Here is a 13,656-nt window from a genome sequence, read left to right as displayed (position 1 = left end):
CCCGGTTTCGACCGGCATCCGCCCATTTTTTTCTCTTCACGTTGGTAGTGCCGGCCGCTGGCCGGCAGCACCGCATCAGGCAACGATCAGCGTCACGTCGATGTTGCCGCGGGTGGCATTGGAGTACGGGCAGACGATGTGGGCCTTCTGCACCAGCTCTTCCACCTGCTCGTGCGGTACGCCCGGCACGTTGATGGTCAGCTCCGCTTCAATGCCGAAACCGGTCGGGATCTGGCCGATGCCGACCTTGCCGGTGACGGTGGTGTCGGCCGGCAGCGCGACCTTGGCCTGGCCGGCCACGAACTTCAGCGCGCCCAGGAAGCAGGCCGAATAACCGGCGGCGAACAGCTGTTCCGGGTTGGTGCCCGGGCCACCGGCGCCGCCCAGCTCGCGCGGGGTCGACAGCTGGATGTCCAGCACGTTGTCGGAGGAGACGGAACGGCCTTCACGGCCGCCGGTGGAGGTGGCCTGGGCGGTGTACAGAACCTTTTCGATGGACGTCGGGATGCTCCTGGTCGGTGGGTGGGTGTTTCGTTGGAGCTACTCTGCCTAAATTTTTGGGATTTTTGGTCACTTAAAATCCTGAATATTTGATCAATAGTCCTGTGTGGCGTTATCGGACAGCAGGGGGTGATCGAGTGCACGCTTCCGCAAGCGCGGTTTAACTCCGCCTGCGTTTGTCGTAGTCATCTCGTCGACCGACATTCGACCCTGCTAGCATGACTTCCATTGAGGGACGCGCTGCCAGCGTCGGACAAGGAGATTCGGGTGAGCAAGAGCCATCAACGTGACATCAGCGAAGTACTGAAGTTGCTGGATGCCCAGATCAGCAGGCAGGGTACTCATGTGTCCGCTCACGAGCGAAACTTGAAGCTGGATCTGGTTGGATTCCTGAATTCGACAGGTGGCAAGAGTTCGCTTGAACGTGCATTGAAGTTGACGAAAAAGGTGCCGCCTGCGCGCTGAGCGGGTAGAGCTAGATGCCCTTCAACCTGCTGCTGCTTCCTTTGCTGGCTGGCTATCTTGTTCTGGCCCGGAGCAACATACGTGCGTATTCGACAGTACGGCTGAGCAAAGAACAATTGCTTCTGCATGCATCTCTATCTGGATTGATGCTGTTGGTAGCTAGCCGGATCTCATGCTATTTCGCCAAGAAGGCTTGGCTGGGGCAGTTGCTGGGCGAAACGCTTTACTCCATCGCCCCGTTTCCCTATGTCGGAACCGCTTTGGGAACATTGGTGCTTGCAGGTGCGCTTATTGCGCTCAGTAATTTCTTTGTCGACGAATCACTGGCAGCGCGGTGGCTCTACCATCGTGGAAATTATGACCTGATGAGCGAGATCCTCTGGCGCGCACTGCTGGGCGATTCGCAGCGTTCGGTCCCTGGTCCGGCCCTCTTCACGTGCAGAGTCGCGAAGAGCGTTTTGACTAGTACTTTGTGTGCTGTGTCATGGACGCAGTGGTGGCGGCTGCCTAGCATGATCGCGGTCCTGCAAAGATTCCGGACAATCGAGCTTTTCTCGCTCGACGCAGGGGATACCTCACGATCAGTAATGCTGCAGATGCGCGATGGCAAGGTGATCGTCGGATTCGTGACCCAGATCAAAGTGACTACGGCAGTACCTGATTTTGTGATGATCGCTCCCATCTGGACGGGTTACAGAGATGGTGCCAGCAACCAAGTCGTCAAGTCGGTTGTTTACGGTGCAGTCCTGCAGTCGGGCCAGGCATCCGGAAATCTGAACCGGGTGATTCGTGTTGACGACATTGCTTGGGGCACGCTCTTCGATTCCAGTGCGTTTGATTTTCCCTCAACGGAAACATGCAGCGCCCCGACAGGGCCTTCAACGAAGCCTCGCATACGTCTTAAATCCCGATCCGTAGATCTGCCGAGCGAAAGACAGCCGGCCTAGATCGTCCACTCACGGTCGGTGGTGAACAGGATGGTCAGCCAGCGGTCCGGCGAGGCCTCGCCCAGCGCCTCGCCGATCTCGTCGCGCAGCTGGTCCCATTCCACCAGTGGCCGGGGCGGGTCGTTCTCCGGCACCACGAAGAACAGCTCGATCTGCTCGCCACGGCCGACCTGCGCCACATAGCTGCGGTGCTCGACAAAGCCATGCTTGGCAACGATGCCGCGTGCCACCGCATCCACGTGCGCCTGCAGTTCCGGCGGGGTGACCAGCAGGATGCCGGCCAGTGCCCGGCGCACGGTGCCGAGCGGGGCGATCATCACCAGCACGCAGACAAAGGCGAGGATGGCCGGATCGATGTACGGCCCTACCCATGCCCACGACGTGCCCTGCACCAGCACGCCGCCGAGGAAGGCGAGCAGATAGCAGGCCGACATGCTGGCCGCCACCACCCAGTTCTTCGCGTCCAGTGCGATGAATTCCGAACCGATGCGGCGGTTGGCGCGCAGCACGAACCAACCCAGTGCAGTCTCGGCCACCAGCGACAGGCCGGCGAAGATGATCGCCGGGCCCAGCGCGATGTGGCGGCCGCCGGACATCAGCGCATCCACCGCATTGACCAGCGCATACAGCGCCGCACCGATCATCAGCGTGCCGCTGACCCCCAGCACGATCGGCTCCAGGTGCCAGAAGCCCATGGTGAAGCGCTGGTTGAGCCGCGACTGCAGCGCATCGGTATTGGTGGACAGCGCAATCAGCCGCGCCACCAGCAGCGACAGCCAGGTCATCACCACGTCGATCAGCCCGTAGATGCCATCGAAGATGATCAGCGAGGAATTGGCCAGCAGGCCGAACACCACCGCGGCCACCGCCAGCAGCAGTGCGCCGGCGATCGACAGGCGCAGCACGCCCTGCTCGGTGGTGGGGTCGAAGAAGTGCGCGCGGTCATTGGCCATGCCTGGATTGTAGAGCGGAGCCATGCTTCGCTGCCTTTCGCGGCTGACCGCGCTACCCTCATGTAGCCACTTCCCGTAGACTGCGCCCCTCCCACGCACCCACCCCGCCCTGCAGTGATCACGCCACCCTGACCCTTGCCGTACCTCGGCAGCCGGCCCGCCCGGCTCAGGAACCCGTGTCCCTCCACTGCAGCGCCTCGCGGCCACGCCCGCGTGTGCGCGGAGTTTTCCCATGCAAACGTCCTATCCGCTGCGCCAGCAATGGCTCGGCAACCTCCGTGGCGACCTGCTGTCCGGCATCGTCGTCGCCCTGGCCCTGATTCCCGAGGCCATCGCCTTCTCGCTCATCGCCGGTGTCGACCCCAAGGTCGGCCTGTATGCCGCGTTCTCCATTGCGGTGATCACCGCCATTGCCGGCGGCCGTCCGGGCATGATCTCCGCCGCCACCGGCGCAATGGCGCTGGTGATGATCGATCTGGTCAAGGACCACGGCGTGCAGTACCTGTTCGCCGCCAGCATCCTGGCAGGCCTGCTGCAGGTGCTGGCCGGCGTGTTCAGGCTGGGTTCGCTGATGCGCTTCGTCTCGCGCTCGGTCATCACCGGCTTCGTCAACGCGCTGGCGATCCTGATCTTCCTCGCCCAGCTGCCCGAGCTGGTTGGCCGCGGCCCGGCCGTGTACGTGCTGTGTGCGGCCGCGCTGGCGATCATCTACCTGCTGCCGCGCATCACCCGGGTGGTGCCGTCGCCGCTGGTGGCGATCGTGGTGCTCACTGCCGTGGTGATCGGCTTCGGCATCGACGTGCGCAGCGTCGGCGACATGGGCCAGCTGCCCGACAGCCTGCCGTACTTCCTCATTCCCGACGTACCGCTCACCTGGGAAACGCTGCGCATTCTGTTGCCGGTGTCGGCCACGCTGGCGGTGGTCGGCCTGCTCGAATCGATGATGACCCTGCAGATCGTCGAGGACATCACCGAAACCCCCAGCGAGCGCAACCGCGAATGCGTCGGCCAGGGCGTGGCCAACACGGTCACCGGCTTCCTCGGCGGCATGGCCGGCTGCGCGATGATCGGCCAGTCGATCATCAACGTGACCTCCGGTGGCCGTGGCCGCCTGTCCTGCCTGGTGGCCGGCGTGCTGCTGCTGGTGCTGGTGGTGTACGGCAGCGACCTGGTGCGGCAGATTCCGATGGCGGCGCTGGTGGCGGTGATGATCATGGTCAGCATCGGCACCTTCAGCTGGCGCTCGCTGCGCGACCTGCGCACCCATCCACGCAGTTCGTCGGCGGTGATGCTGCTGACTGTGGTGGTCACCGTGGCCACCCACGACCTGGCCAAGGGCGTGCTCAGCGGCGTGCTGCTGTCGGCGCTGTTCTTCGCGCGCAAGGTCGGCCGCTTGCTGGAGGTGCAGCGCGAGGAGGCCGGCGACACGCAGGTCTACCGCGTGCGCGGCCAGGTGTTCTTTGCTTCCGCCGGCCAGCTGGGCGCGACGTTTGACTACCAGCACGTGGCACCGAAGGTGCAGATTGATCTGCGCGATGCCCATCTATGGGATCTGACCGCCGTGGCCGCACTGGAGCGCGCGCAGGAAAAACTGGCCGCGCATGGCGCCGAGGTAGCGGTGGTGGGGCTCAATGCCGCCAGCCGGACGTTGATCGAGCAGGTGGGTGGACGCGGCGGCGGACACTGAGTTCGCACTCATCAATCGCCGCCATCTGTGCTGGAGCATGGGTCCATAAGCGCTTCGGCAGATGCCAGGGCATGCACTGGCATCTGCCTTTGATTCGACCGGGGGCATCCGGGTGACCGCAGCGGCGGTCACCCGCGTTGTTGCATCAGTGCCTGCGGCCCATGCACCTGACCTCCACCCGCATGTCGGCGTCCATTACTTCGCTGGTGCAGATCATCTGGTTGTCGCCCGGGCCGATGTTGGGGCGCACGCCCAGATCGAAGAGGTAGCGACTGAAGTCCATGTAGGCGTCACTGGTGATGCCACCGGGGAACTCGTACACCACCGGCTTGCCGTCCTTGGCAACGTCTGCTTTGGTCTCTGGAACCGGGTTCCCGTGAACGTCGCGGCCGGTGCCGGGAATGGGCGCCCAGCTTTTCATCTCGATGTCGTAGGAGGCCTTGATCCTGGAACCATCGGCGAAGTTCAGGGTAGTCACCGGGCGGCCCGCAGTCAGCGAGATGTTCTTTCCCCTCACCGAATTGACGAACGTCATGTGCGCCGCATACCCGCGGGCGAGCCAGGAGGCATTCAACTGCTCGATCGCGTTGTTCATCCTGGCCGGGCTCTGCAATGCATCGTATACGGTTGCCGGAACCGGCCGGTCTGCGGCGGGAGCCGCCAGTGCCCGTCGCACGCGTGCAGTCGCCATCGCTTGCTGGGGGAGTCTCCACGTGTTCGATGCAACGTCGTAGTTCATTTCAAGGCTGCGCCCATTCGCGTGCCAGAAGCGGACCAGGGCTACGAAGTAGTCTTCCAGGTCCTGTTCGATCGGCAGCTCCTGGATCCTGCGATCCCACAGGATGACGAACTTCCGTATCTCTCCAGTGGAAATACTGGTTACCAGTGCACCGCCGACGTCGACGTCCGACAGCGCGGCCGCCTGCATCTGAGCGTATGAACACCCTTCGCACGGGATATCTTGTATCTGCTTCACCTGCGCGTGCGCTCCCTGCGCACAGAGCAACAACGCAACCGCAGTGGCGTATCGGAACAGCCTCATCGAATTCGATTCCTAGATGGATGGATTGGGTAGGAAATGAATGACGATCCTGGCTACTGACGCAATGACCAGCGCAATCGACACGGCGCGGGTGAAGCGATGAATCTCGCGCCGTTGGAAGGGTATCCATACCGTGAGCAGGATGGTCGTGAGACCAAAAACCAGCACCGGGGTGCCGGAGGTCGTCATCGCCATGCACAGGCTGATGAAGCCGAACAACTCCAGGACCAGTTCGATATAGGTGCGTTGCTGCATTACATGTTCCGTTTGCTTGGGACATCCATGCCGCACATCGTTATGCGGCGCTCAAATGATATCACTTCGCATTCGTATTTGATGAGGTGGCGGGCGTGTGCCACACCGGCAATGGGGCACCGACGCTTCGCACATCGCCTGACGCCCCGGCGTCATTCAGCCACCCGGTGTAAACTATTGATCTCACTGGCAATGCCAGTCTCCACGATCAACACTCCGATGACGTCCGCCACCGCCCGTTACGCCGATTCCCTGCGCCTGTCCGTTGCCCCGATGATGGACTGGACCGACCGCCATTGCCGCGTGTTCCATCGCGTGCTGGCGCCGGGCGCGCGGCTGTACACCGAGATGGTGCACGCCAACGCGGTCATCCACGGCGACCGCGAGCGCCTGCTCGGCTTCGATGCAAGCGAACAGCCGCTGGCGCTGCAGCTCGGTGGCAGCGATCCGGCGCTGCTGGCACAGGCCGCACGCATCGCCGCCGAGTGGGGCTACGACGAAGTGAACCTCAACTGCGGCTGCCCGTCCGACCGCGTGCAGGCCGGGCGTTTCGGCGCCTGCCTGATGCGCGAGCCGGTGCTGGTGGCCGAGTGCGTGGCGGCGATGGTCGATGCGGTCGACATCCCGGTGACGGTGAAATGCCGCCTGGGCGTGGACGAAGACAACGATTACGACGTGTTCGCCGCCTTCGTCGACCGCCAGGTCGCCGCCGGTGCCAGCATGGTCGTGGTGCATGCGCGCAATGCCTGGCTCAAGGGCCTGTCGCCGAAGGAGAACCGCGAGGTTCCGCCGCTGAAGTACGACTGGGCCTACCGCCTCAAGCAGGAGCGCCCGGCACTGCCGGTGGTGATCAACGGCGGCCTGGCCAGCATCGAGGCGGTGCAGGCGCAGGCCGCGCACGTCGATGGCGTGATGCTGGGCCGCGCGGCCTACCACGACCCCTACCTGCTGCATCAGCTGGAGGCGCTGCACACCGGCGCCCCCCTGCAGCCGCGTGGCGACCTGTTGCGCGCGCTGCGCCCCTACGTGGAAGCGCGGCTGGCCGAAGGTCTGGCGCTCAAGCACATCACCCGCCACCTGCTGGGCCTGTTCCACGGCCAGCCCGGTGGCCGCGCGTTCCGCCAGGTGCTGAGCGAGGGCGCACACCGCCCGGGTGCGGATTGGACCCTGGTCGAGCAGGCGCTGGCGGTCACCGAACGCGATGCCGATCGCGCCGCAGCGTGATGCTCGTCACATTCCTGACTTGACAAGGCCAGCGCTTTCGTCCCGAATGTTCACCTAGATGAACGACTCGCGGCATCACCCGGAAAAGTTCAGATCGGATTCACTGCCCTAAACCAAGAATTTGCAAAGGAATTGTAAAGGCCGGGTCCCGCACCCGGCTCCCGGATTTACGACTTTTGAACGAATCGCCGTGCTCGGCTAGGATCGCATCGATGTCTTCCGCTCCCTTCCATTGCCGCATTGCCCTGGCCATCTGCGTGGTGCTGGCGGCTGCGCCGCTGTCTTCGGCGCTGGCGCAACAGCCGCCGCGTGGCGATCAGGGGCGCGCGGAGATGATGGAGCGGGGCGAGCGCGGTGGCCGTGGCGACGAGCGCTCGCTGTCCGATGCCGTGCGCCGTGTGCAGCGCACCACCGGCGGCCACATCCTCGGCGCCGAGCGCGTGCCGTTCGATGGGCGTGACATCAACCGGGTGAAGTACATGGACGACCGGGGCCGGGTCCGCTACATGGACGACCCCGCCCCGTCGCGTTCACAGCCGCGCACGCCGCGGTCGGATATGTCATCACTACGCGGCGATAACCCCTGAACAGGGATAGTTGTCGCTATCAACCCGTACCCCACAGGCCTCCGGGCCACACCCAGGACACTAGGGAGAGTTCATGCGTATCCTTCTGGTCGAAGACGAAGCCCCGCTGCGTGAGACCCTGGCAGCCCGGCTCAAGCGCGAAGGCTTTGCCGTCGATGCTGCGCAGGACGGCGAGGAAGGCCTCTACATGGGCCGTGAAGTGCCGTTCGATGTCGGCATCATCGACCTCGGCCTGCCCAAGATGTCGGGCATGGAGCTGATCAAGGCCCTGCGTGACGAAGGCAAGAAGTTCCCGGTGCTGATCCTGACCGCGCGTTCGAGCTGGCAGGACAAGGTCGAGGGCCTGAAGCAGGGCGCCGACGATTACCTGGTCAAGCCGTTCCACGTCGAAGAGCTGCTGGCCCGCGTCAACGCGCTGCTGCGCCGCGCGGCCGGCTGGAGCAAGCCGACCCTGGAATGCGGCCCGGTTGCCCTGGATCTGGCAGCGCAGACGGTCAGCGTGGCCGGCAGCAATGTCGACCTGACCAGCTACGAGTACAAGGTGCTGGAGTACCTGATGATGCATGCCGGTGAACTGGTCTCCAAGGCCGACCTCACCGAGCACATCTACCAGCAGGACTTCGACCGCGACTCGAACGTGCTGGAAGTGTTCATCGGCCGCCTGCGCAAGAAGCTGGACCCGGATGGCGAACTGAAGCCGATCGAGACCGTGCGCGGTCGCGGCTACCGTTTCGCGATCCCGCGCAACGAGGGCTGAGCCGGCTCCGCCTGGCGACACCATGATGTCCGGCCGTCTGTGGTTCTTCCGACGCTGGCGGCCGCGCTCCCTGCAGGCGCGCCAGATGCTTGCCGCGTCCGTGGGCCTGGTCGCGTTCCTGGCGCTGGCCGGTTATGCGCTTGACGCCGCCTTTGCCGATACGGCCAAGGCGAACCTGCGCGAGCGCCTGAAGAATTACGCCACCGCCTACGCGGCCGGCATCGATTTCACCCGCGACCGCTCCCTGTACATCCGCGAGCAGCCGCCGGATTCGCGCTTCGACGTGCCCGGCAGCGGCCTGTACCTGCAGGTGGTGATGCCGCACGGCAAGGGCAATTCGATGTCGGCCGAAGGCCCGATGCTGCCCACCGCCGGCGGCGGCCTGCTGGCACCGCGCCAGGAAGTGTTCGAAGGCCCGCTGCCGATGATCCAGATCGACGGCAGCCAGGGCTCGGTGTACCGCTATGGCCTGGGCCTGGTGTGGGATGCCGACGCCGATCCGGCCACCGAATTCCCGTACACCATCTACGTGATGGAAGACTCGCGCGCGCTGGGTGCGCAGCTGCGTGTGTTCCGCGGCCGTGTCTGGTTCTACCTGGGCGGCATCGGCCTGATCCTGCTGCTGCTGCAGACCGTCATCCTGCAGTGGAGCCTGCGCCCGCTGCGCCGGGTGATCACCGAGCTGACCAAGGTCCAGCGCGGCGAGACCGAGCGCATGAGCGAGCGCCACCCACGCGAGCTGGAGCCGCTGACCGACAGCATCAACGCCTTCATTGAGAGCGAGCGCGAGAACCTCGAACGCCAGCGCAACACCCTGGCCGACCTCGCGCACAGCCTGAAGACCCCCATTGCGGTGCTGCGCACGCAGATGGACAGCGGTGCCGGCGATGGCGCGCTGCGCGAGGAACTGGACGTGCAGCTGCAACGCATGAACAACCTGGTGTCCTACCAGCTGGCGCGCGCGGCCTCCTCGGGCCACAAGCTGTTCTCCGCACCGTTGCCGATCGAATCCAACGCCGAGGAAATCGTGCGTGGCCTGGAGAAGGTCTATGCGGCCAAGGGCGTGCTGTGCGAATTCGACATCGACCCGGCCGCGCGCTTCCACGGCGAGCCGGGTGACCTGCAGGAGCTGCTGGGCAACCTGCTGGAAAACGCCTTCAAGTGGGCCAAGCGCCGCGTGCTGCTGACCGCACAGCCGCTGCCGGCACCGAATGCGCGCCGTGCCGGCCTGCTGCTGGCGGTGGACGATGACGGCCCCGGCATCGCCCCGGATGACATCGGCAAGGTGTTGCAGCGTGGCGTGCGTGGCGACGAGCGCGTGCAGGGGCACGGCATCGGCCTGTCGATCGTGCAGGACCTGATCAAGGATTACCGTGGTGAACTGGCCGTGGGCCGTTCCAGCGAACTGGGCGGCGCCCGTTTCGAAGTGCGCCTGCCCCCGGGGCCCTAATCAACGTCGCCGGGCATGGCCCGGCGTACGGATGAATCAACCGGCCATCTTCGGCGGCTCGCCATACAACCGCCGCAGCTGCGCGGCCACTTCCGGCAACGCCTGCTGCAGCAGATCCGGTGCGGAGAAGTGGTACTCGCTGGCCACCGCGAAGAATTCTTCCGGCGCTTCGGCCGCATACGGATCGATCAGCACTTCTTCGCCCGCATCCACCTGCGCGCAGAACGCATCGTAGGCGCGCTGGAAGATGGCCGCCCACTCACGCTGCCATTCGCGCGGCAGCGGCGGCGTGCCGTCCATCGCGCCATCCAGCGCATCCAGCTTGTGCACCATCTCATGTACCGCCACGCAGTAACCCTCGTGCGGCGCATCAAGGTCGGCCTGCACATCGGCCCAGGACAGGATCAGCGGACCACTGTCCCACGATTCGCCAATCAGCTCGTCATCCCATTCGTGCAGCACGCCGGCCGCATCCAGGTGGCTGCGGTGCACACGGAACGCATCGGGATAGATGATCAGCTGTGACCAACCTTCCAGCCCCACCTCACCAAATTCCAGCAACGGCAGGCAGCACAGCGCGGCCAGCAGCACGCCATCGCCGGGCTGCAACTGCAACTCGCCGATCGGGGTGAGGGTCTTCTCATGCAGGAAGCGCGTGGCCAGCGTGCGCAGGCGCATGCGGCGCGCATCGTCGAGGCCGTGCAGCCAGGCCGCGCGGCGGCAGGCGTCATCCCAAAGCGCATCGTCAATCGGCCGCGGCGCAGGCCGCAGCCACTGCAGCAACGACTTGATCAGCGGAACATTCCCGGCAGGTAGCTGTGCCACTTCGGGGCGCGGATGCGCTGCAGCACGTCGTCGTCGCTGCCACCGCCGCCGGTGCTGGTGTTGGCGGCCGGGCGTACCGCCGCCGGCTTGGGCGGGGCGGCCGATGCCGTGGCGGTCGGTGCGCGCTGCGAGGCCGCATCGCCGTTGGAGGACACACACGCTCCGCGGCTGTCGTCCAGCGCTGCCGTTGCAGACGCCGCGAAGGGCATCGTCAGCAGGATCAGGCAATGGGCATAACGGCGCATTGACGACATCCACGTTAAGGGAGGGTGAGTTCCCGATTCTAGCCCGAACCCGGCGCTCCGTTGGAAGCCCCCGCAGAACCCAGCGTGGCGGGCGTCGCTGGCGGCTTTCCCGCATAATTCCACCCTGACTTCGTGGAAGCTGCCGTGGACGATCGCCAATTGCTGGCCAAACTCGCTGCCGGTCGTCTGTCCGGCGACGCCCTGGCCCGTGAGCTGGGCCAGACCCGGGCGGCCATTTGGAAGCGTATTCAAGGACTTAGGGCCACCGGTGTGGACATCGAGGGCCGTGCCGGCGAGGGCTATGGCCTGACCCGCCCGGTTGACCTGCTGGACCCGGATGCCATCCGCGCCGGCCTGCCGCCCGAAGTGCTGCCGCTGCTGCACGACCTGCAGGTGGCCTGGACGGTGGACTCCACCAATGCCGAATTGCTGCGTTGCAGCGCGCCCCAGCGCGGGGTCAGTGTGCTGCTGGCCGAGCGCCAGACCGGCGGCCGTGGCCGCCGTGGCCGCAGCTGGGCCTCGCCGCTGGCCGCTCACGTGTACCTGTCGGTGCTGCGCCTGTTCTCCGGTGGCCTGGGCCGCCTGGCCGGGCTGAGCCTGGTGGCCGGCATCGCGGTGGCCGAAGCCCTGCACGACCTCGGGTTCACCCAGGCACAGCTGAAGTGGCCGAACGACCTGATCGTCGATGGCAAGCGCAAGCTGGTCGGCCTGCTGGCCGAGGGCGGCGGCGAATATGCCGGCCCGGCGCGCGCGGTGATCGGCATCGGCATCAACACGCACATGCCGCCGTCGTTCGCCGAACAGATCACCCAGCCGTGGGTGGATCTGGACACGCTGGCGGGCACGCCGGTGGACCGCAACGTGGTGGTCGCCGCCGTGCTCGCGCGCCTGTTGCCGGCGCTGGAGGAATTCGATCGCGAAGGGCTGGCGCCGTTCCTGCCGCGCTACGCCGCCTTCGACATGCTGGCCGGTCGCGAAGTACGCGTGGAACTGGACGGGCAGTGGCAGCACGGTACCGCGCTTGGCCTGGCCGATGACGGCGCGCTGCGCGTGCGCATCGACGGCCGCGAGCGCCTGCTGCACGCCGGCGAAGTCAGCGTGAGGGCGGCATGAGCGATTGGTTGTTCGACCTGGGCAACTCGCGCTTCAAGTTCGCGCCGTTGCAGGGTGACCGTGCCGGCGACGTACAGGCTTGGGCACATGGTGCCGAAGGCATGGCCGGGCAGCCGCCGCACAGCCTGCCCAGCGGCCGCACCGCGTTCGTGGCCAGCGTGGCCGCGCCGTCGCTGACCAGCGCCATGCTGGACCAGCTGCAGCGCCGCTTCGAACACGTGCACGTGGTGCGCACCAGCGCCGAATGCGCCGGCGTGCGCATCGCCTATGCCAAGCCGGAAAAGTTCGGTGTAGACCGCTTTCTGGCGCTGCTGGCTGCGGCCAAGGCGCAGCGCCCGGTGCTGGTGGTCGGCGTGGGCACCGCACTGACGATCGATCTGCTCGACGCCGACGGCCAGCACCACGGTGGTCGCATTTCCGCATCGCCCACCACCATGCGCGAAGCGCTGCACGCACGCGCGGTGCAGCTGCCCGCCACCGGTGGTGACTACAGCGAATTCGCCAACGACACCGCCGATGCGCTGGCCTCCGGCTGCGATGGTGCCGCCGTGGCGCTGATCGAACGCAGTGCGCAGCAGGCGCATGCGCTGCTGGGCGTGGCACCGTCGCTGCTGGTGCACGGCGGCGGCGCACCGGCGCTGATGCCGCTGCTGCCGGGCGCCGATTACCACCCCTCGCTGGTGCTCGATGGCCTCGCCCGCTGGGCGGTGCACCAGCCCGCAGGCTAGTATCCGCGCATGCTGACCCGTGCCCTGATCGTCGTACTGGCCATTCTCAATCTTGGCGTCGCCTGCTGGTGGCTGCTGCGCGATGCGCCGCAGAAGCCTGCGCCGCCGCCGCAAGCGCCCGGCGTGGCCGAGCTGCGCTGGGTGCCCGGTGGCGTGGATGCCGCCGCCGCTGCCGAAGCCACGGCCGCCGCGCCGACCGCGCCGCTGATGGAACGCGAACCGGCTGAGAAGACGGCTGTGGCGGCGACGCCTGCGCCCGTTGCGCCCGCCAAGCCCGAAACCGCGCCGGTTGCCACAACGGCCAAGCCAGTGACGCCGCCCGCGCCGACGCCGACGCCAGCGCCGGAAAAGCCCGCGACCCCGCCTGCCGCCGCCGAACCGCCGCGCTGCGTTGCGCTTGGTCCGTTCGCCGACCGCGCCGCCGCCGCCGGTGCGCAGGGCAAGGCCGGCAGCGTGATCAGCCAGGTGCGCCTGCGCGAACAGCCTGCCGCCAGCGGTAGCGCCCGCTACCGGGTGCTGCTGCCGGCCGCCGCCAACCGCGAAGAAGCCCAGGCCACGGTGAAGCGCATCGTCGCCGCCGGCCTGAGCGACTACTACATCATCAGCCAGGGCGAGGACGCCAACGCCGTGGCGCTGGGCCAGTACCGCAACCGCGAAGGCGCCGAGCGGCGCATGGCCGCCGTGCAGGCCGCCGGCTTCCAGCCGCGCCTGGTGGCCAGCGGCGACGCCGGCCAGTGGTGGCTGGAAGGGCAGCTGGCGGCGGGCACGCAGCCGGCCCAGGCCCAGCAGCGCAGCGGTGCGGCACAGAGCCGGTCGCTGGAATGCGCACGGTTGCGCTAGAATCCCCCGGACCGCGGCGCTGCCGCCGGTGATGCAC

At 66.3% G+C, this 13,656-nt stretch carries 16 protein-coding genes; 10 read left to right on the top strand and 6 right to left on the bottom strand.

Annotation, left to right across the window (positions count from 1 at the left end):
• Nucleotides 1-75: 75 nt before the first annotated feature.
• The gene (locus LZ605_RS14420) at nucleotides 76-507 is read right to left on the bottom strand and encodes an organic hydroperoxide resistance protein (RefSeq protein ID WP_249844919.1); all 432 of its coding nucleotides are present in this window, start codon (nucleotides 505-507) and stop codon (nucleotides 76-78) included.
• Nucleotides 508-768: 261 nt separating this feature from the next.
• Here LZ605_RS14420 and LZ605_RS14415 point away from each other — a divergent pair, with 261 nt between their 5' ends.
• Both LZ605_RS14415 and LZ605_RS14410 read left to right on the top strand, forming a co-directional pair.
• Nucleotides 769-966, top strand: a complete 198-nt coding sequence (locus LZ605_RS14415; RefSeq protein WP_249842221.1) for a hypothetical protein — start codon at nucleotides 769-771, stop codon at nucleotides 964-966.
• 14 nt (nucleotides 967-980) lie between these two features.
• Nucleotides 981-1,913, top strand: a complete 933-nt coding sequence (locus tag LZ605_RS14410; protein ID WP_249842220.1) for a hypothetical protein — start codon at nucleotides 981-983, stop codon at nucleotides 1,911-1,913.
• Here LZ605_RS14410 and LZ605_RS14405 read toward each other — a convergent pair.
• Nucleotides 1,910-2,890: a cation diffusion facilitator family transporter gene (locus tag LZ605_RS14405; RefSeq protein ID WP_249842219.1), complete on the bottom strand. Its 981-nt coding sequence runs from the start codon at nucleotides 2,888-2,890 to the stop codon at nucleotides 1,910-1,912. The genes LZ605_RS14410 and LZ605_RS14405 overlap by 4 nt on opposite strands.
• Before the next feature lie 208 nt (nucleotides 2,891-3,098).
• On the opposite strand from LZ605_RS14405, the gene LZ605_RS14400 reads away from it, so the two are divergent.
• Nucleotides 3,099-4,553 (top strand): SulP family inorganic anion transporter, encoded by a 1,455-nt coding sequence (locus tag LZ605_RS14400; RefSeq protein ID WP_249842218.1) that lies wholly within the window; start codon nucleotides 3,099-3,101, stop codon nucleotides 4,551-4,553.
• 145 nt (nucleotides 4,554-4,698) lie between these two features.
• Here the strand turns inward: LZ605_RS14400 and LZ605_RS14395 are convergent, their stop codons facing one another.
• Both LZ605_RS14395 and LZ605_RS14390 read right to left on the bottom strand, forming a co-directional pair.
• On the bottom strand, nucleotides 4,699-5,595 hold the full coding sequence (locus tag LZ605_RS14395) for a hypothetical protein (RefSeq protein WP_249842217.1): 897 nt from the start codon (nucleotides 5,593-5,595) through the stop codon (nucleotides 4,699-4,701).
• Nucleotides 5,596-5,607: 12 nt separating this feature from the next.
• Nucleotides 5,608-5,850 carry a hypothetical protein gene (locus tag LZ605_RS14390; RefSeq protein ID WP_249842216.1) on the bottom strand — a complete coding sequence of 81 codons (243 nt, stop codon included), beginning with the start codon at nucleotides 5,848-5,850 and terminating at the stop codon, nucleotides 5,608-5,610.
• Nucleotides 5,851-6,042: 192 nt separating this feature from the next.
• Between LZ605_RS14390 and dusA the strand changes: the two genes are divergently transcribed.
• From dusA to LZ605_RS14370, 4 genes are all read left to right on the top strand, one after another.
• Complete coding sequence (dusA, locus tag LZ605_RS14385) at nucleotides 6,043-7,074, top strand: tRNA dihydrouridine(20/20a) synthase DusA (protein WP_249842215.1); 1,032 nt, start codon at nucleotides 6,043-6,045, stop codon at nucleotides 7,072-7,074.
• Between the two features lie 212 nt (nucleotides 7,075-7,286).
• The gene (locus LZ605_RS14380) at nucleotides 7,287-7,661 is read left to right on the top strand and encodes a hypothetical protein (RefSeq protein ID WP_249842214.1); all 375 of its coding nucleotides are present in this window, start codon (nucleotides 7,287-7,289) and stop codon (nucleotides 7,659-7,661) included.
• A gap of 73 nt (nucleotides 7,662-7,734) precedes the next feature.
• Nucleotides 7,735-8,418, top strand: a complete 684-nt coding sequence (locus LZ605_RS14375; RefSeq protein WP_004136763.1) for a response regulator transcription factor — start codon at nucleotides 7,735-7,737, stop codon at nucleotides 8,416-8,418.
• 25 nt (nucleotides 8,419-8,443) lie between these two features.
• Nucleotides 8,444-9,868, top strand: coding sequence for an ATP-binding protein (locus LZ605_RS14370; protein WP_057498644.1), 1,425 nt, complete (start codon nucleotides 8,444-8,446; stop codon nucleotides 9,866-9,868).
• A 36-nt stretch (nucleotides 9,869-9,904) separates the two neighbouring features.
• Here LZ605_RS14370 and LZ605_RS14365 read toward each other — a convergent pair whose 3' ends face one another.
• On the bottom strand, nucleotides 9,905-10,693 hold the full coding sequence (locus tag LZ605_RS14365) for a zinc-dependent peptidase (protein WP_249842213.1): 789 nt from the start codon (nucleotides 10,691-10,693) through the stop codon (nucleotides 9,905-9,907).
• On the bottom strand, nucleotides 10,660-10,938 hold the full coding sequence (locus tag LZ605_RS14360) for a hypothetical protein (protein ID WP_249842212.1): 279 nt from the start codon (nucleotides 10,936-10,938) through the stop codon (nucleotides 10,660-10,662). The genes LZ605_RS14365 and LZ605_RS14360 overlap by 34 nt, the downstream gene beginning before the upstream one ends.
• A 144-nt stretch (nucleotides 10,939-11,082) precedes the next feature.
• On the opposite strand from LZ605_RS14360, the gene birA reads away from it, so the two are divergent.
• From birA to LZ605_RS14345, 3 genes are read left to right on the top strand one after another with little or no spacing between them, the layout of a single operon-like run.
• Nucleotides 11,083-12,051, top strand: coding sequence for a bifunctional biotin--[acetyl-CoA-carboxylase] ligase/biotin operon repressor BirA (birA, locus tag LZ605_RS14355; RefSeq protein WP_249842211.1), 969 nt, complete (start codon nucleotides 11,083-11,085; stop codon nucleotides 12,049-12,051).
• Nucleotides 12,048-12,779, top strand: a complete 732-nt coding sequence (locus LZ605_RS14350; RefSeq protein WP_032956260.1) for a type III pantothenate kinase — start codon at nucleotides 12,048-12,050, stop codon at nucleotides 12,777-12,779. The genes birA and LZ605_RS14350 overlap by 4 nt, the downstream gene beginning before the upstream one ends.
• Nucleotides 12,780-12,788: 9 nt before the next feature.
• A complete protein-coding gene (locus LZ605_RS14345) occupies nucleotides 12,789-13,619 on the top strand; it encodes an SPOR domain-containing protein (RefSeq protein WP_249842210.1) in 831 nt (276 codons plus the stop codon).
• Nucleotides 13,620-13,656: the final 37 nt, after the last annotated feature.

The organism is Stenotrophomonas maltophilia (assembly GCF_023518235.1).
Classification (GTDB): Bacteria; Pseudomonadota; Gammaproteobacteria; order Xanthomonadales; family Xanthomonadaceae; genus Stenotrophomonas.
This window is presented reverse-complemented; position numbering and strand designations above follow the sequence as displayed.

Excerpts from the sequence above, each read along its gene's own strand:
- LZ605_RS14405 (WP_249842219.1), bottom strand. The coding sequence starts at position 2,890 with ATGGCTCCGCTCTACAATCCAGGCATGGCCAATGACCGCGCGCACTTC.
- LZ605_RS14410 (WP_249842220.1), top strand. The coding sequence starts at position 981 with ATGCCCTTCAACCTGCTGCTGCTTCCTTTGCTGGCTGGCTATCTTGTT.
- LZ605_RS14350 (WP_032956260.1), top strand. The coding sequence starts at position 12,048 with ATGAGCGATTGGTTGTTCGACCTGGGCAACTCGCGCTTCAAGTTCGCG.
- dusA (WP_249842215.1), top strand. The coding sequence starts at position 6,043 with ATGCCAGTCTCCACGATCAACACTCCGATGACGTCCGCCACCGCCCGT.
- LZ605_RS14370 (WP_057498644.1), top strand. The coding sequence starts at position 8,444 with ATGTCCGGCCGTCTGTGGTTCTTCCGACGCTGGCGGCCGCGCTCCCTG.
- LZ605_RS14345 (WP_249842210.1), top strand. The coding sequence starts at position 12,789 with ATGCTGACCCGTGCCCTGATCGTCGTACTGGCCATTCTCAATCTTGGC.
- LZ605_RS14360 (WP_249842212.1), bottom strand. The coding sequence starts at position 10,938 with ATGCGCCGTTATGCCCATTGCCTGATCCTGCTGACGATGCCCTTCGCG.
- LZ605_RS14380 (WP_249842214.1), top strand. The coding sequence starts at position 7,287 with ATGTCTTCCGCTCCCTTCCATTGCCGCATTGCCCTGGCCATCTGCGTG.
- LZ605_RS14390 (WP_249842216.1), bottom strand. The coding sequence starts at position 5,850 with ATGCAGCAACGCACCTATATCGAACTGGTCCTGGAGTTGTTCGGCTTC.
- LZ605_RS14395 (WP_249842217.1), bottom strand. The coding sequence starts at position 5,595 with ATGAGGCTGTTCCGATACGCCACTGCGGTTGCGTTGTTGCTCTGTGCG.
- LZ605_RS14375 (WP_004136763.1), top strand. The coding sequence starts at position 7,735 with ATGCGTATCCTTCTGGTCGAAGACGAAGCCCCGCTGCGTGAGACCCTG.
- LZ605_RS14400 (WP_249842218.1), top strand. The coding sequence starts at position 3,099 with ATGCAAACGTCCTATCCGCTGCGCCAGCAATGGCTCGGCAACCTCCGT.